The organism is Pedobacter sp. KBW01, from assembly GCF_003852395.1.
Classification (GTDB): domain Bacteria; phylum Bacteroidota; class Bacteroidia; order Sphingobacteriales; family Sphingobacteriaceae; genus Pedobacter.
On sequence record NZ_QAJQ01000008.1, the window covers coordinates 22,394 to 38,371 of the forward strand.

Genomic DNA, 15,978 nt, shown 5'->3' on the forward strand with positions numbered 1-15,978 from the left:
GCAACATCAAAGTTAGTATAATTTTTAAATAAATAAAGCGTTTTGAGCGTTAATGTTAGGGGAGTTGTTCAAATTAATGAGTGGTTAATTTTAAGTTAATATTGGACATTATTTATATCCAATTGATGTCTCGTCTCAACCAAAATATAATAAAATGGAGAAATCTAAGACCATGATATGGCACTCATAGATTTCTCCACTGCGGTCGAAACGACGACTTTTTATTTTTTTGCCTGACCTAATAATTCAGTGTTTAAACGCACATATTCATCAATATTTTGTGCTTTTGCAGCTTCAATGCCTTGTTGTGCGCTAGCCGTTGCACCAGCTTTATCGCCCATTTTTAATTGGATACGGCCTTTCCACAGTTTAAACCATGGCGCCTTCATATCAGATTTTTCTGCTTCTGTCATCCATTCTAAAGCTGTTTTTAAATCTTTACCATTTTGGTAGTAGTATTGTGCGGCAGCAAAATAGGGTTTCTTTTCGCCTTTCATGGCCTCGGCAATATTGGCCATTACCTTTTCGTCAATGCTAGTTGTCATATTGACTGTAAAAGCACTTTTCTCCCACATTAAATTTAATTTGGCAGCAGTTTCTGTAACATCGCTAAATTGCATGGTAAGCGTTTCAACTTTATCTTTTAACGCAATTGTTTTTACTGTTACGCGTAAAATATCATCACTTTCTTTATATGTGTATGCACCCCACTGGTCGGCTATTTTATTGAAAATAACTGTCCATTCTTTTTCACCTGGGATACTAAAAAGACCATATTCGCCTGCAGGTAAATCTTTGCCTTCAATTTTAACATCTTCCGTAAATTTAATCCGGGTAGCCGAGTTGGCTCCTGTACGCCAAACTACGCCTAATGGTTCCATACCGCCAAAAATTTTACGCCCTTTTACGTCCGGACGTGAATAGGTTAAAGTTATTTTACCCAATCCAAAATCCTGGGTAATGGTTTGTCCGCTACTGGGTTGAGGTATTTTTAAACCTTGTGCGTCTGCTAAATTTGCTGCGCCCAATAGCACAATAAACAGTGCTATAGATTTTTTAAATAATTTCATGGTTTTGTTGTTTTTGGTTTATGCTAATTTACACATTAAGCTTTGGTTTTTGGCAAAATCTTTTAATAGTTTGGCGCAGTAAGCTGTTGTTTGCGAAAACCAAAAATTCGTTCATCGAAATATTCTCCGTATTTAAAAATGGTTGATTTCAACTCTGCTTCAAAAATAAAACCTGCTTTTTTCAGTACCTGTTGCGAAGCCAGGTTGGTGTGGGAAGTGCGGGCGAAAATCCGGTTGATATCAAAGGTAGTAAAGCCGTATTTCAGCATTTCTTTTACAGCAATTGGCATAATCCCTTTTCCCCAGTAGGGTTCTGCAATCCAATAGCCCATTTCTGCACTTTTACTGTAAAGATCAGTCAGTTGGTGCACACCTATTGATCCGATTACTTCTCCGTTAACAACAATGGCTTTAATTTGTAAAGGATTATGACTTAATGCCAGTTGAATAAAAGCCTCTCCATCCTTTTTCTCATAAGGAAAGGGGAATTTATTGGTTAAGTATTTCGAAATGTTAAAGTTATTGGCGTGCTTAACCAGGCTTTCAACATCAGAGGGTTGGTAAGGGCGTAAAATTAGTTGCATTCATGTACTGTTTTATCAAGCTATGATCTGTTTGTAACTTTTCAAGAAAACTAAAGTCAGAAATAAAATGGTTTTATGTTACATTTCAATCAATTTGAAAAGTCTTATTTCGATAGTCTTGTTTTAAAGATAGATAATATTAAGATTCCAGAAGGCATTTTTTGGATAAAAGGAAGCAATGGCACCGGAAAAAGTACCTTGTTGAAGGCAATTGCAGGAATATTATCTTTTAAGGGGGACATTGCAGTAGGTCCCGTCTATTTAAAAAATCATGGTGTTCCGTATAGGAAATTGGTGAATTTTGCTGCCGCAGAGCCATTGTTCCCAGAATTTTTAAGTGGAGCAGAGATGATCAATCTTTTTGCAAAAGCAAAAGGCGCCGCTGTTGATCATGCGGAGATCCTGGTTGCGGAAATAGGAATGACTGAATATATCAATAATCCATTAGGTTCCTATTCTAGTGGTATGCTCAAAAAGCTTTCGCTTGTGCTGGCTTTTCTTGGGAAACCAAAATTGATTTTGCTGGACGAACCTTTAAATACGATAGATACAGAATCCCTTGAAGTATTATACCGTTGGATAAAAGAAAAACATGAGAAAGAGAGGATCAGTTTTCTCTTGTCGTCACATCAACCATTTGATAATTTAAAATTGCCCGGACTTAAACAGATTAGTATTGAGAATAAAAAATTAACCTTGAACTTTTAATGTTTCTGTCTTCGAACCTTGCTGTAAGAAAAATATTTGTAGATGGGTTTTACCGTACCCATGCAGGTATGCTGGTATTTGTTTTCGTAATGGTGATCAGTTACTGTTTGTTCATAAATACCTTAGGGACTGTTATGCTGGATCAGATTGATTTCTGGCAGTTTTTCTTTACTATTAGTTTGGTAAGTAATCCATTAATCATGGCTTTTTACATTATTGCAAGCTCAATTTATGCCTATAAAAGCTTAAAATATGTGTTTAGTCAGCTTGCTCTGCCTCAGCAGGAATTTTTGTATTATAGTTTTACTTCATGTTCAAAAAAACACCAATTTATTGCCTGGTGCGTAGTACAGGCGAGTATTTTTATACCAATATTGTGTTATACTTTGTATGCCATCGTTATTGGGTTGGTGTTTGGTTATTATCTTATTTCTATTGGGATCTTAGTCTTTCAGTTGCTCTTGGTTTTGGGCGCTGCTTATGTGTGCTTAAAAGAAAGTAACCGTTTACTCGAAGCTAATAAACCCAATTGGTTGATCAGGATAAGTCGGAAATGGAATAAACCTGTGTTTTTATTATATACTTTTCAGGTTTTTAACCGATCAAAGCTAGCTTACGTACTAACCAAAATACTCTCTTGGATTTTGATTTCGAGTGTTTTTATCCTTTTTTCTGATCTGGAAGATAATTTCAAATTACTGATGCTCATTACCTCCTGCATTGTTATAGCTCATGGTGTACTCATTTATCAGGAGAAAATTTTTAATTGCCGCTATTTATCCTTTCTTCCGAATTTTCCTTTTAGTAGGGTAAAGGTGTTTTTGGGCTTCTGCTTAAACTATCTCGTTTTATTATTGCCCGAAATTTGTTGGATGTTTACCCGGTTTGGGTCGTTAACTTCACTCAAACTAATCTTGTTTGCTTTTTCGGCTATTCTTTTATTTAGAAGTTTACTTTTAGCGGATAGGATACGGGTTAAAAGATTTTTAACAGGTATTTTCTGCCTGTTTATGCTTTTTTATGTATTTATCATTTTTGGTTTAGGCTTAGTATTAATCCCTTTAAATATTATTGCAGCCTGGGTGATATTTCGTAAAAATTACTTGAATGACAATTGTCTAGGTATTTAAAAAATATTCATTTTGAGCGGGGTGCAATGCAGTCGAGAACCACCTAATTGCTCAGCGGTACGGAGAGATCTATCGGGATGTGACGACTGCACTTTTATTTAAATCGTAAACAGTAACTTATTTCAATTCATCTAACACCTTGAATAACTTTTTATTAATGCCGCTTCCACTATAATTATTGATGTTGATTACAACAATATATTTATTTCCGGCCGCATCGGTATGGTAACCAGCAAATGCCGAAACATCGTTTATTGTACCACTTTTAATTTTCATGCCGTTATATTCAGGAAAAGCTTTGTAATAATCGGCAAACCAACTTTCTTTTTGTGCCTGGAACAAAACATTTGCCATGGCTGCAGTGGTAATCCTGTCGCCTGGCGAAAGTCCGCTGCCATCAATAATGTTAAGCGCCGACTTTTCGATGCCTTTATTAACCCAAAAAGCTATTTCGGCTTCGGCTCCTTTAGCGGTGCTGGCTTCTTTCCCTGATTTTAAGGCAATGGTTTTTAATAAACTTTCGCCGTACAGGTTAATGCTTTTCTTTAAAAACCAGTAAGTAATTTCGCTCAGGGTAGGAGAGCTGACAGTGCTTATTTTTTGCTTTACTGACGGAATGGACTGCTTGTTTAAGACCATTAAGCGGGTTGTGGTAGCTTGCTGATCGGTGCTTATGCCGAGCCTTTTTAGCGTGTCTTGCAAACGGTAAGCGCAATCAAAAGCAGGATCGGGTAATGCCACGGAAATACCAGTTTTACCAATTCCCATTCCCCAGCTGCCACGGAGGTAGGCTACATTGCCGTACGGGGGCAGGAAAGCGTAACTTCTGTCACCTGTACCAGAGGGACCCGTTTTCAACTCATTTACAATTTGAACATAAGGAGTAGCTGGAACAGTTTTTACAATTTTTACTTCTTCGGTTGTGCCGCTGCCGGGTTTAAGATGGATATCGAACTGATTCTCGCGCCAGGCCAGGCCCGAAGTGCCTGCGCCGTAGTAGTTGCCTATATCTTGCCAAACCCAGCCTTCAGGAGTAGTTTGTGTGCCAAAAATACGATCATCACCAATTACGGCACCTTCAATTTTTTTAATGCCAGTCGATTTTATGGCCGAAACCCATTGGCTTAATACGGCGTTTTCTTTATTCTGGTAGCGCCACGAACCCAAAGTTGGGTCACCACTGCCGATAATGATCAGGTTTCCTTTTAATGTCCCATCGGCTGTAATGGTACCAGTGTAAGCCAGTGTAGTTTGAAACTGAAAATCTTTCCCTAAAATGCTGAAAGCTGTGGCTGCAGTAATGGTTTTTAGTGTTGAGGCAGTGGCCAAGCCAATCTGCTCATTCCTTGCAAATAGCGTTTTTCCTGTATTGGCATCCAAAACACAAAGTGATAATAGAGCATGTTTAGCCTGCTCATCATTTAACAGGTTGTTGAAAGCTTTTTCGAGGTTTTGAATCCTGTTTTGTGCAATGACAAGATTTGTGGTAAAAAGTATAAGGAGTAGTGAAAATATTCTTAATCGCATAGGTGTTTTATCTGTTGGAGGTTGCCAAAGATAAAACTAATTAAAAAGTGAGTGTTGTTATGATAACATCTTTACAAATATTATCCGTTGAATAACTTATTGCGTTTAATTTCTTTCCCTTGTCTGAGTTTTACCGCATGATAAATAGTGGGTACATCGTTGATCCATTTTTTAAGGGTAAACACAATTGCCAGTATTTCTAATCTTGTGGCCAGTCCAATCCATAGGCAAAGCTCAAATAGCACAATAGGCTCACAATGGACCATTATTTCGACCAGTGTAGCAAATAGGATTAATGTCCAGATTTTAGCGCCAATAGAGTGTGTAGCAATTTCTTTTTTGAATTTGATATAGCTTAATACATAGGTTGAAAGCTCAAAAGCACCTAGAACGATCAGTTTTGCCAGGTTGGATTTGAAAAAAACGGGGCATTGAATGTAGGTGGCTACGGCAACTGAAATAAAAAATATCTGATCGATGCTGGAATCCAGGCGCCTTAATTTTTCGGTAGATATATTCAGTTTGCGTGCAATAATTCCATCAAAAACATCGGTGAGCAAACCAACTGATAATAATATGATGGCTAGAACGGTGTAGTGGGTTACCTGAAAAATACTGAGTAAAACAATTGTAAAACCAATTAGCAGCCGCGAGTAAATTAAGGCAATGGGAATATTTTTCATGAATGGAGCGAGCATAAAAAAGCCCCGATTGTTGATCGGGGCCTGTAATATTGATTAAACCAATTCTTTTTGAATCAGGTATTCGGCAATTTGAACTGCATTGGTTGCAGCACCTTTGCGCAGGTTATCAGCAACAATCCAAAGGTTTAACGCTTTAGGAGCCGATTCATCTCTGCGGATACGGCCGACAAAAACCTCATCTTTTTCGTGTGCATCTTTTGGCATCGGGTATTTTAAATTCGCCACGTCATCTACAACGATTACACCTGGCGCTTTTTCTAAAATACTGCGTACTTCAGCTAAATCGAAATCGTTTTCGAACTCGATATTTACCGATTCTGAGTGACCTCCCATTACTGGGATACGAACGGTTGTAGCGGTAACTTTAATGCTGTCGTCGCTCATGATTTTGTTCGTTTCCTTAATCATTTTAATTTCTTCTTTGGTATATCCGTTTTCAGTGAAAACATCAATATGAGGAAGTACGTTTAAATCGATTTCGTATGGATAAGCTTTAGGGCCATCAACGCCTTTACGTTCGTTCATTAACTGCTCTACAGCTTTTACGCCAGTTCCGGTAACCGATTGGTAAGTTGAAACCACTACACGTTTGATTTTATATTTATCGTGCAAAGGTTTTAAAACCACTACCATTTGAATGGTAGAACAGTTAGGGTTGGCAATAATTTTATTATCGATAGAAAGCTCGTGGGCATTAACCTCTGGCACTACCAATTTAATGGTTGGGTCCATTCTCCATGCAGAAGAGTTATCGATTACTGTAGTTCCGGCTTCTTTAAAGCGTGGTGCATGCTCTAAAGAGGTGCTTCCGCCAGCAGAAAATAAAGCGATATCTGGTTTCATGCCAATAGCGGTATCCATGCTAACAATTGGGAACTTCTTACCCTTAAAAGTAATTTCCTTACCAACACTCTTCTCAGATGCTACGGGAATTAACTCTGTTAAAGGGAAATTTCTTTCCTCCAATACTTTTAACATGACAGTGCCTACCAAACCGGTGGCACCTACTACTGCTACTTTCATTTTAAATTTTAATTATATTTTATTAAACATTTGATGTAAGCCCAAATATGCTAAAAATTAAGCTTATATCCCTATTGTTACCAATTTAATTTGCTTTTAATGGCAGAAATATTATTTTTTCAATAAGTAATGTGATTTTTTGAAGAAAATATAATTAAATGCAGAAGACCGTTTCTTAGGACTCCACAGAGAAAAGAAAACCCCGCAGGTTTTAGATCTGCGGGGTTTTAGTAAACTATACCAAATTTGCTTTTATATAATCGCAACTTGTTTTGATAGAACCGATTGGATCGGGTTTGTAATTGGTTTCGTGCTCAACAAAGAAATGCTGCATACCCGAAAGTTTGGCTTGGGCAAAGATGGTTTTAAAATCAATTGAACCATTTCCAACTTCGGTATTCCACTCTCGTTTGGTTTTATCCATATCTTTTACGTGCCACATTGGGAAACGGCCAGGATATTTTTTAAACAAAGCCAGGGGATCGTTACCCGAGCGTACTACCCAGTACAAATCCATTTCGAAATTAACCAGGTTTTTGTCGGTTTCGCTTAAATAAACATCATAACCGGTAATGTCGCCTATTTTTTTAAATTCGAAATTGTGGTTGTGGTAGGCAAATTTTAAGCCAGATGCTTTGGCAATTTCGGCAACCTTGTTAAAGTTTTCGGCAGTTTTTTTGAAACCGTCTGCGCCTTTGCTGGTATCAACATGTGCCCCTGCGATGGTAAAATATTTACCACCAATAGCTGCCGATGATTCGATATCGGCTTTTAATTTGTCGGTTTTTCCGGTTCTTACAAAATCGTCCATACCGTAGTGGCCGCTTGGTGCTTTTAAGCCGTTTGCATCTAACAGGGCTTTAAATTCTTTTGGTGTTAAACCCCAGAATTTACCGTTAGAGAAACCATAGGTTTCTACTTCTTTGTATCCGGCTTGTGCTACCTTTTCGATAACACCTTTTACATCTTTTGGTAATTCATCGCGCAAGGTATAAAGTTGTAAACCAATATTTTTCTTCGGTTTATCGAATGCGAAAGAGGGGATCAGTAATGCTGCTCCGGCAGCTAATCCTGCTTGTTTTAAGAATGTTCTTCTTGAATTCATCTCTTAAAAGATTAAATAATTTCCTTTTTAATATAAGCGCAGCTAGCTGCAACAGAGGCCATTGGGTTTGGTTTGTAATTGGTTTCGTGCTCTACAAAGAAATGTTTCATGCCCGAAAGTTTTGCCTGGGCAAAAATCGGTTTAAAATTAATGGCACCAGTACCTACCTCAGCATTTAGGGCCGGGTTGGCTTTATCCATATCTTTAACATGCCACATGGTAAAACGACCTGGGTTTTCTTTAAACAATTTTATAGGATCGTTTCCTGAGCGTACCACCCAATACAAATCAAGTTCGAAATCGACTAATTTTTTATCGGTACCTTTTAATAAAATTTCGTAACCAGTAGTATCACCAATTTTCTCAAATTCGAAATTGTGGTTATGGTAAGCCAAACGGATACCGGCTGCTTTACACATTTTACCTGCTTCGTTTATTCTTGCCGCAATTTTCTTGTAATCTTCGGCATTTTTTCTGATACCCGAATCTAACCAGGGAATGGTTACATACTCGCTTTTAAGTACTTTAGCTGCTGCAATGGCTGCTTTTAACTCGGTGGTGTTGCCATCGTTTAAATAACTGCCTAAACCATAATGACCACTAGGAGCTTTTAATCCATTATCATCAAGCAGTTTTTTAAATTGTGCAGGTGTTAAACCCCAAAACTGATCTTTGATAGAAAAACCATAGGTTTCTACTTCTTTGAAGCCAGCTTTTGCAATTTTTGCGATTGTTCCTTTTACATCTTTTGGTAATTCATCTCTTAAAGAGTACAGCTGCAAGCCAACCGCTCTTTTATCGGCAGCAGCAAAAACGAATGATGGAACCAAAAGTGCTGCGGCTGCAGCCATGCTGCTGTTTATTATAAAATTTCTTCTTGATATCATAACGTAAGATTAAATATCGCAGATAGCAACAGCCTTTTTCAATGAAGCCATTTTATCTGCTTGTTTAGGTATAAATTCTTGTGCAACGAAACCTTTAAAGCCGGTTTCGGCAATGGCTTTCATAATGGCAGGGTAATACAATTCCTGGGTATCATCTATTTCATTACGGCCCGGAACACCTGCGGTATGATAATGCGCAATGTACTGGTGATAATCCCTGATGTTTCTGATTACATCGCCTTCATCAATCTGCATGTGATAAATATCGTAAAGCAATTTGAAGTTTTCTGAACCTAGACGTTTGCAAAGTTCAGCACCCCACGAGGTTCTATCACATTGGTAATCTTTATGGTTTAATTTGCTGTTTAAAAGCTCCATTACCAGTACAACATTGTGTTTTTCTGCCAAAGGGATTAACTGTTTAAGGCCTTTTACACAATTGTTCCATCCGGTTTCATCGTCTTTGCCACGGCGGTTACCACTAAAGCAAATCAGGTTTTTGTAACCGGCTGCCGCTACAAGAGGAATCATTTCAGTATAGTTTTTGATGAGCTTTTCGTGAAATTTTTCATCGTTGAAACCGTCAACAAGGTTAATTTCGGCACCGTTGCACATTGTCGATTCTAAACCGTGCTTTTTTAAGGTAGGCCAGTCTTTCGGACCAACTAAGTCAATCCCTTTAATGCCAATTTTTTTTGCTTCGATGCAAAGTGCTTCTACATCGAAGCTACTAAAACACCAGCGACATACCGCATGGTTAATATTTCCTTTTAGCCTAAACGGCTCTTTTGATTCTGATTTATCCATTGCAAGGGCTGATAGTCCTGAAGAAACACCTATTGCAGCAGTACCTGCAACGATATTCTTTAATGCATTTCTCCTATTTATGTTTGAGGCCATATTAAACAGTTTTAGCTTCTACTTCTGATTTGGTTTTATCGTTAAATATTAATGCGAAAAGCAAAAATACAACCAAGGCGATACCAGCAGGGATAATCCAGATCATTTTCCAGTCCATAGTACCATCTACTGCTTTATAGGCATCAGATATTTTTCCGGCAACTGCAAAACCAATCAACATACCCACACCGTAAGTCGCCAAAGTAATTAAGCCCTGAGCAGAGCTTTTAAATCTTTCACCCGCTTTAGAGTTGGTATAAATCTGGCCAGAAACAAAGAAGAAATCGTAGCATACCCCGTGTAAGGCAATACCTAAAATTAACATGAAGCTTAGTTCGCCGGCGTTTCCATATGCAAACAGGGCATAACGTACTGCCCAGGCCAGCATGCCTACCAAGATGGTCATTTTAAAACCGAAACGTTTAAAAAATACAGGTATAAATAATAGGAAGAGTACTTCTGAAGCCTGACCAATAGTCATTTTACCAGTTGGATTATCAACTCCGATATTAGAAAGGAACGGGTTTGCATTCTGGTAATAAAATGCCAGTGGAATACAGATTAATATAGAGGAGATAAAGAAAATCAGGAAGTTTCTGTCTTTTAATAGTTTTAAGGCATCAAGACCCAATACATCAGAAATGGTAATTTTTTCATCAGATGAAACCTTAGGTGGCGTTTTAGGTAAAGTGAAACTGAATAATCCTAATACTAAAGAAACAATACCTGCCATAAGGAAAGTGTTTTTCAACAAACCTGCTTCGGTACCTTCTTTTGAATCCCAGTGGAAAAAGTAACTGATTAATAAGCCCGCTGCAATCCAACCAATGGTACCCCAGATACGGATAGAAGAAAATTCTTTCTCAGGATCGTTCATTTGATTAAAAGAAACAGAGTTTACTAGGGCAAGAGTAGGCATGAAAAGGATCATGTAACCCAAAACGTAAGGATAGAACACGCTTACATCGGTTGCGTTGTACATCTGATACATTAATATGGCGCCAACAATGTGTAAAACACCTAAAATGCGCTCGGCGTTAAAATATCTGTCGGCAATTAAACCAACAATGAAAGGGGCAATAATAGCGCCCCATGATTGAGTAGAAAATACAGCTCCGGTTTCGGCACCTGAAGCTTTTAAATTATTTCCTAAGAAAGTACCCAGGGTAACAAACCAGGCGCCCCAGATAAAAAATTCCAGGAACATCATGGCAGAGAGTTTAAAGCGAGTAGTGTTATTCATTTGGTCAGTAATTGTGTAAAATGGTTAAGGTAAGATGGATAATGGAAAGGTTTCCTAAAACACATCTTACTGTTTATAATATTTGAACTGGATTTGTTAAGAGGGAAAATGTATAATTCACATCATACATTTTCCCTCTTACATTTTCCTTATTTAAAGTTCTTTTATAGAGATGTTTTTGTACCAAACTTCATCGCCATGATCTTGCAATGCAATTTTACCGGTTTTGAAAGTACCCCAGTTTTCCCATGTAGCAAATTTACTGCCTGCTACAAGGTTTTTCCAGCTATCATCCCAAAGGGTAGTTTTTACCACTTCAACACCGTTTAATATTAAGGTTAATTTACCTTTTTTACTAATAATTTCAGCTTTATTCCATTCGCCAACAGCTTTTACTGGCTCTGAAGAACTTTTTACCAGATCGTACAAATCACCTGCACGGTGTTTGGTAATTTTACCATCAGGGTGGCCGTCGTTATCAATTACCTGCATTTCTAAACCTGTTGAATAGGTTGCATGGTATTTAGGCTCCTCGTGTACATAAAAGATAAGTCCGCTGTTTGCTTTTGGTGCAACTTTCCACTCATATTTTAAATGGTAATCGCCATATTCTTTATCGGTAACTAAATCGCCGCCACCATCTTTTCCTTTGGTTGCTAAATCTAAATGCAGTGCACCGTCTTGTACCTGCCAGGCGCTGCCTACAGTAGTTTTGTTATAGGTGTGCCAGCCGGTTGTAGTTTTACCATCAAACAACGGTTTAAAGCCTTTTTGAGCTTTTGATATTTGTGTAACTGCCAATAAGATACAAGCAGAAAAGATTATTTTTTTCATATTTTTTTTATTAAACCTCATAGGTTTAGAAAGCCTATGAGGTTTGTGATTATTAAAGTGTTAAATTATTCCAGCCCTTGCGATATTCGCGTTTTACGAACTGGTTGGCTTCATCAAAGTTGGTTACCTTCATGTTGTCGTTATCCCAAAGCATTTTGGTGTATCTGCCCGGGTAAGTAACCTTACCATTTACGGTTTTCTGAATATCGAAGCTTCTGATTGCCAGATTGGCCATTAATAAAGCTTCGGTTAACGGACCGGCAATTTCGAAAGGAGAGCTTACTTCTTGCTTACCATAACCTGCAATTGCTGCTTCTACCCATTGTTTATAGTGGCCATTGGCGCCATCGGGCACACGCGCATATTTAGGCTTAACCTTAATGTCGTTATTTCTGCTTAAAGGCAATAACTTAGGGTTGGCACTGTAAGTTTCAGACATCATTTTACCTTTGGTACCGATAAATAAAGTACCGTTACCACCGTCGCCAAAAGTTTCGTTTGCTTCTAATTCTTCAGGACGCTCTGGCTGAATACCACCATCCATCCAATGTAAGGTTACATCGCCTTTGGTTTTATTTGTTTTTGGGAATTTTAAGGTAACATGGCTTGATGGAGGACAACTCTCAGGGAAATAACCGCGTTTAAATTCATCCACATATACAGAGCCTACACTAGCCTCAACTTCTTTGGCATATTTTAAATTTAATACACTAAAAGGAGCTTCGATTAAGTGACAACCCATATCGCCCAATGCACCTGTTCCGTAATCCCACCAGCCACGCCAGTTAAAAGGAACCAGTTTATCAACAAAATCTTTTTCAGGGGCAGTTCCCAGCCATAAATTCCAATCTAATTCTTTCGGAATTTCGGCCTTTTGGCTTGGCCACGGAATACCCTGAGGCCACACCGGACGGTTTGTCCATGCGTAAACGGTATGTACATCGCCAATTAAACCAGCTTCGTACCATTCTTTCATTTGGCGCGGCCCATCGTTTGATGCACCTTGATTACCCATTTGTGTAACCACCTGATATTTTTTCGCAGCTGCAGTTAAAATGCGGGCCTCGTAAATATCGTGTGTTAATGGTTTTTGAACATACACATGTTTACCCAGTTGCATGGCTGCCAAAGCCTGGATAGCATGGTTATGATCGGGAGTGGAAACAGAGACAGCATCGAAGTTTTTATGCTCCTTATCCAGCATTTCGCGCCAGTCTTTATAGTATTTGGCTTTAGGAAAAGCTTTTACACTGTTGGCGGCCCGGCGATCGTCTACATCACATAGAAAGGCAATATCTGCTTTTCCGCTTTTGTAAAACATATCTAAATCGCTTTGGCCTTTTCCGCCAACACCGATACCGGCAACCAATAAGCGGTCGCTTGGTGCCAAATAACCCGGACCGCCCAAAACGTGGCGCGGAACGATCATAAATGCAGCGGCAGCGATTGCTGTTGTTTTAATAAAATCACGACGGTTACTCGTGGTTTTATTTTCTTGCTCTGTTTTCATATGAGGTAAATCGATTTGCTGATGAGGTTAAATTATTTTTTCAGGGACAAAATATATTTTACCATTAATTTTGCATCTTCTTTTTTAAGAGTAGCATGTGCAGTCATTGGCATGTTGCCCCAAACTCCGGTACCACCTTTAATAATTTTATCGGCTAACATGTTAATGTTTTTCTCGGTAGCCGGGTATTTTTTTGCAACCTCAATATAAGCTGGACCGATAATTTTATTGGTTTTGTTGTGGCAACCCAAACAGTCAGATTTATTAATTAGTTTTTCACCTGGATGTGATTGAAAGGCACTGTTGGCCATGGTTGCTGTTGCGATTGCACTTTTCTCTTTCGCTAAATCTGCTTTCGTGAAAGACGCCATAAAAATGACTACAGCGCCTAAAATTAAAAATGTTTTTTTCATTGTGTGTTTTGTTTTTATTCTTATTCGAGCTGGCATAAGCGGTAATATTAATTTGTTTTGCCTATGCAGGTTTCATTGCATGTTGTTACAGTTATAGTCCTAATATTTTTTTATTGAAAGCACTATCACTCCCTGATGCAGCAAAATCATCAAATGCTTTATCGGTTACGCTGATAATGTTCTTTTTAATAAAATCGGCACCTTCGCGTGCACCATCCTGCTGGTTTTTAATGCAGCATTCCCACTCCATAACGGCCCAACCTTTAAAATCGTATTGTGCCAGTTTACTGAAAATGGTTTTAAAATCTACCTGTCCATCACCAGGAGAGCGGTAACGGCCAGCACGATTTGCCCAGCTTTGGTAACCGCCAAAAGTACCTTGTTTACCTGTTGGGTTAAATTCTGCATCCTTAACATGAAAGGCTTTAATTCTTTCGTGGTAAAAATCAATGTACTGAATGTAATCTAACTGCTGTAAAACAAAGTGTGATGGATCATACAATAAGCATGCCCTAGGGTGATTATTTACTGCTGCAAGGAACATTTCGTAAGTTTCTCCGTCAAATAAATCTTCGCCAGGATGAATTTCGTAGCATACATCTACACCACACTGGTCAAATTCGTTCAAAATTGGTGTCCAGCGTTTGGCCAGTTCGGCAAAGCCTTCTTCTACCAAACCTGCAGGGCGTTGTGGCCAGGGGTGAAAATATTGCCACAATAGCGAACCACTAAAGGTAGCATGGGCATTTAAGCCCAGGTTTTGTGATGCTTTTGCCGCATATTTCATCTGTTGTACGGCCCATTCAGTTCTCGCTTTTGGGTTTTTGTGTACTTCTTTTGGTGCAAAGGCATCAAACAAGTCATCGTAAGCAGGGTGCACTGCAACCAACTGGCCTTGTAAGTGTGTAGATAGTTCGGTTATCTCTAAGCCGTAGGTTGCAATTTTGCCTTTTAATTCATCAGCATAGGTTTTGCTTTCAGCTGCTTGTTTAAGATCAATAAAACGGGCATCCAGTGTTGGCATCTGGATACCTTTAAATCCCAAGTCAGCAGCCCATTTGCAAATGTTATCAAGGGTATTAAACGGTGCTTCATCGCTTATAAACTGCGCTAAAAATACAGCGGGTCCTTTTATCGTTGTCATGCCGAATTGTTATAGTTTATAGTCTAACCATTTTTGATCTGATTGGGCTGATGCCACAACATTTTCGATAAATGCCATTCCTCTGATACCATCTGCGGTACCTGGGAAATCAAGCATTTCAGCCGTAGGTTGCTCGTTATTTAATTTTGCATCTACAGTAAGTGCAAAGTTTTTATAAATGTTGGCAAATGCTTCTAAATAACCTTCAGGGTGACCACCTGGTGTGCGGGTATTGTGTTTTGCAAAACTACCCATATAGCCATTACCCGTTCTGTAAATCTGGGCAGGTGCGTTTAACCATCTTACAATTAAGGTATTTGGTTCCATCTGGTGCCACTCTAAACCACCTTTTTCGCCATAAACCCTAATTTTTAATGCATTTTCTTCGCCAGCGGCAATTTGCGAAGCTACTAATACGCCGTTAGCTCCATTATCGAATTTTAACAATACGTTACCGTCATCATCAATAGCTCTTCCTGGGACAACAATGTTTAAATCGGCACAAATTTTAGAGATTTTTAATCCTGAAATGTATTCAGCAAGATGCGCTGCATGTGTACCAATATCGCCCATGCAACCGCTTTTCCCGGTTTTAGATGGGTCAGTACGCCAAGCTGCCTGTGCATTGCCTTCGCGCTCAGAAAGTGTACTTAACCAGCCTTGAGGATATTCTACTACAATTTTGCGGATAGCACCCAGTTCGCCTTCGCTTACCATTTGCCTGGCTTGCTTAACCATTGGGTAGCCCGAGTAGGTGTGGGTTAAACAAAGGGTTAGGCCTGTTTCCTCTACTTTAGCCTGCAGTTGTTTAGCTTCATCTAGAGTTAAAGTCATTGGTTTTTCTATTACCACATTGAAACCTTTATCCAGTGCCATCATTGCTGGTGCAAAGTGGGCAAAATTTGGGGTAACAATAGTTACAAAGTCAATTCTTTCATCAGCTGGCAATTCGCTTTCTTTTGTCAGCATCTCTTCATAACTGGTGTAAATGCGGTTATCAGGAAGAAAAAGGATTTTTCCTGATTCGTAACCGATTTCGGGGTTTATGCTAAGCGCTCCTGCAGATAATTCAATCAGGCCATCCATATTAGCGGCCAAACGGTGTACGGCACCAATAAAGGCGTCTTTTCCACCGCCTATCATGCCCATTCTTAATTTTCTTTTCATGTTGAGGTATAGGGCATAGGGTAAATGGC

Annotated in this window: 16 protein-coding genes; 2 read left to right on the plus strand and 14 right to left on the minus strand. The window is 38.9% G+C overall.

All coding sequences use genetic code 11. The features are described from left to right. Positions 1 to 221: 221 nt before the first annotated feature. Both DBR40_RS09280 and DBR40_RS09285 read right to left on the minus strand, forming a co-directional pair. Entirely contained in the window at positions 222 to 1,070 is an 849-nt protein-coding gene (locus DBR40_RS09280) for a DUF2911 domain-containing protein (RefSeq protein ID WP_124559476.1), read from the minus strand. Between the two features lie 62 nt (positions 1,071 to 1,132). Then, positions 1,133 to 1,654: a GNAT family N-acetyltransferase gene (locus DBR40_RS09285; protein WP_124559477.1), complete on the minus strand. Its 522-nt coding sequence runs from the start codon at positions 1,652 to 1,654 to the stop codon at positions 1,133 to 1,135. Positions 1,655 to 1,729: 75 nt separating this feature from the next. On the opposite strand from DBR40_RS09285, the gene DBR40_RS09290 reads away from it, so the two are divergent. Together DBR40_RS09290 and DBR40_RS09295 are read left to right on the plus strand one after the other, a co-directional pair. Then, on the plus strand, positions 1,730 to 2,362 hold the full coding sequence (locus tag DBR40_RS09290; protein WP_124559478.1) for an ATP-binding cassette domain-containing protein: 633 nt from the start codon (positions 1,730 to 1,732) through the stop codon (positions 2,360 to 2,362). Continuing rightward, entirely contained in the window at positions 2,362 to 3,492 is a 1,131-nt protein-coding gene (locus DBR40_RS09295; protein WP_124559479.1) for a hypothetical protein, read from the plus strand. Before DBR40_RS09290 ends, DBR40_RS09295 begins: the two co-directional genes overlap by 1 nt. Before the next feature lie 117 nt (positions 3,493 to 3,609). Here the strand turns inward: DBR40_RS09295 and dacB are convergent, their stop codons facing one another. The 12 genes from dacB to DBR40_RS09355 form a co-directional block, all read right to left on the minus strand. Further along, entirely contained in the window at positions 3,610 to 5,019 is a 1,410-nt protein-coding gene (dacB, locus tag DBR40_RS09300) for a D-alanyl-D-alanine carboxypeptidase/D-alanyl-D-alanine-endopeptidase (RefSeq protein WP_124559480.1), read from the minus strand. Positions 5,020 to 5,099: 80 nt separating this feature from the next. Further along, entirely contained in the window at positions 5,100 to 5,717 is a 618-nt protein-coding gene (locus DBR40_RS09305; protein WP_233603841.1) for a CDP-alcohol phosphatidyltransferase family protein, read from the minus strand. Between the two features lie 39 nt (positions 5,718 to 5,756). After that, positions 5,757 to 6,746 carry an aspartate-semialdehyde dehydrogenase gene (locus DBR40_RS09310; protein ID WP_124559481.1) on the minus strand — a complete coding sequence of 330 codons (990 nt, stop codon included), beginning with the start codon at positions 6,744 to 6,746 and terminating at the stop codon, positions 5,757 to 5,759. Positions 6,747 to 6,981: 235 nt separating this feature from the next. Next, complete coding sequence (locus DBR40_RS09315; RefSeq protein ID WP_124559482.1) at positions 6,982 to 7,851, minus strand: sugar phosphate isomerase/epimerase family protein; 870 nt, start codon at positions 7,849 to 7,851, stop codon at positions 6,982 to 6,984. A gap of 11 nt (positions 7,852 to 7,862) precedes the next feature. Continuing rightward, positions 7,863 to 8,738, minus strand: coding sequence for a sugar phosphate isomerase/epimerase family protein (locus tag DBR40_RS09320; RefSeq protein ID WP_124559483.1), 876 nt, complete (start codon positions 8,736 to 8,738; stop codon positions 7,863 to 7,865). Between the two features lie 9 nt (positions 8,739 to 8,747). Then, on the minus strand, positions 8,748 to 9,638 hold the full coding sequence (locus DBR40_RS09325) for a hydroxypyruvate isomerase family protein (RefSeq protein ID WP_124559484.1): 891 nt from the start codon (positions 9,636 to 9,638) through the stop codon (positions 8,748 to 8,750). A gap of 1 nt (position 9,639) precedes the next feature. Next, on the minus strand, positions 9,640 to 10,881 hold the full coding sequence (locus DBR40_RS09330) for a nucleoside permease (RefSeq protein ID WP_124559485.1): 1,242 nt from the start codon (positions 10,879 to 10,881) through the stop codon (positions 9,640 to 9,642). 153 nt (positions 10,882 to 11,034) lie between these two features. Further along, positions 11,035 to 11,715 (minus strand): DUF1080 domain-containing protein, encoded by a 681-nt coding sequence (locus DBR40_RS09335; RefSeq protein WP_124559486.1) that lies wholly within the window; start codon positions 11,713 to 11,715, stop codon positions 11,035 to 11,037. A gap of 52 nt (positions 11,716 to 11,767) precedes the next feature. Then, on the minus strand, positions 11,768 to 13,225 hold the full coding sequence (locus DBR40_RS09340) for a Gfo/Idh/MocA family protein (protein ID WP_124559487.1): 1,458 nt from the start codon (positions 13,223 to 13,225) through the stop codon (positions 11,768 to 11,770). Positions 13,226 to 13,257: 32 nt separating this feature from the next. Continuing rightward, positions 13,258 to 13,638 (minus strand): c-type cytochrome, encoded by a 381-nt coding sequence (locus DBR40_RS09345; RefSeq protein WP_124559488.1) that lies wholly within the window; start codon positions 13,636 to 13,638, stop codon positions 13,258 to 13,260. Between the two features lie 91 nt (positions 13,639 to 13,729). Continuing rightward, positions 13,730 to 14,782: a sugar phosphate isomerase/epimerase family protein gene (locus DBR40_RS09350; RefSeq protein WP_124559489.1), complete on the minus strand. Its 1,053-nt coding sequence runs from the start codon at positions 14,780 to 14,782 to the stop codon at positions 13,730 to 13,732. Between the two features lie 9 nt (positions 14,783 to 14,791). Then, entirely contained in the window at positions 14,792 to 15,949 is a 1,158-nt protein-coding gene (locus DBR40_RS09355) for a Gfo/Idh/MocA family protein (RefSeq protein ID WP_124559490.1), read from the minus strand. Positions 15,950 to 15,978: the final 29 nt, after the last annotated feature.

Excerpts from the sequence above, each read along its gene's own strand:
- dacB (WP_124559480.1), bottom strand. The coding sequence starts at position 5,019 with ATGCGATTAAGAATATTTTCACTACTCCTTATACTTTTTACCACAAAT.
- DBR40_RS09350 (WP_124559489.1), bottom strand. The coding sequence starts at position 14,782 with ATGACAACGATAAAAGGACCCGCTGTATTTTTAGCGCAGTTTATAAGC.
- DBR40_RS09290 (WP_124559478.1), top strand. The coding sequence starts at position 1,730 with ATGTTACATTTCAATCAATTTGAAAAGTCTTATTTCGATAGTCTTGTT.
- DBR40_RS09345 (WP_124559488.1), bottom strand. The coding sequence starts at position 13,638 with ATGAAAAAAACATTTTTAATTTTAGGCGCTGTAGTCATTTTTATGGCG.
- DBR40_RS09340 (WP_124559487.1), bottom strand. The coding sequence starts at position 13,225 with ATGAAAACAGAGCAAGAAAATAAAACCACGAGTAACCGTCGTGATTTT.
- DBR40_RS09305 (WP_233603841.1), bottom strand. The coding sequence starts at position 5,717 with ATGCTCGCTCCATTCATGAAAAATATTCCCATTGCCTTAATTTACTCG.
- DBR40_RS09330 (WP_124559485.1), bottom strand. The coding sequence starts at position 10,881 with ATGAATAACACTACTCGCTTTAAACTCTCTGCCATGATGTTCCTGGAA.
- DBR40_RS09355 (WP_124559490.1), bottom strand. The coding sequence starts at position 15,949 with ATGAAAAGAAAATTAAGAATGGGCATGATAGGCGGTGGAAAAGACGCC.
- DBR40_RS09310 (WP_124559481.1), bottom strand. The coding sequence starts at position 6,746 with ATGAAAGTAGCAGTAGTAGGTGCCACCGGTTTGGTAGGCACTGTCATG.
- DBR40_RS09280 (WP_124559476.1), bottom strand. The coding sequence starts at position 1,070 with ATGAAATTATTTAAAAAATCTATAGCACTGTTTATTGTGCTATTGGGC.
- DBR40_RS09320 (WP_124559483.1), bottom strand. The coding sequence starts at position 8,738 with ATGATATCAAGAAGAAATTTTATAATAAACAGCAGCATGGCTGCAGCC.
- DBR40_RS09295 (WP_124559479.1), top strand. The coding sequence starts at position 2,362 with ATGTTTCTGTCTTCGAACCTTGCTGTAAGAAAAATATTTGTAGATGGG.
- DBR40_RS09335 (WP_124559486.1), bottom strand. The coding sequence starts at position 11,715 with ATGAAAAAAATAATCTTTTCTGCTTGTATCTTATTGGCAGTTACACAA.
- DBR40_RS09325 (WP_124559484.1), bottom strand. The coding sequence starts at position 9,638 with ATGGCCTCAAACATAAATAGGAGAAATGCATTAAAGAATATCGTTGCA.
- DBR40_RS09315 (WP_124559482.1), bottom strand. The coding sequence starts at position 7,851 with ATGAATTCAAGAAGAACATTCTTAAAACAAGCAGGATTAGCTGCCGGA.
- DBR40_RS09285 (WP_124559477.1), bottom strand. The coding sequence starts at position 1,654 with ATGCAACTAATTTTACGCCCTTACCAACCCTCTGATGTTGAAAGCCTG.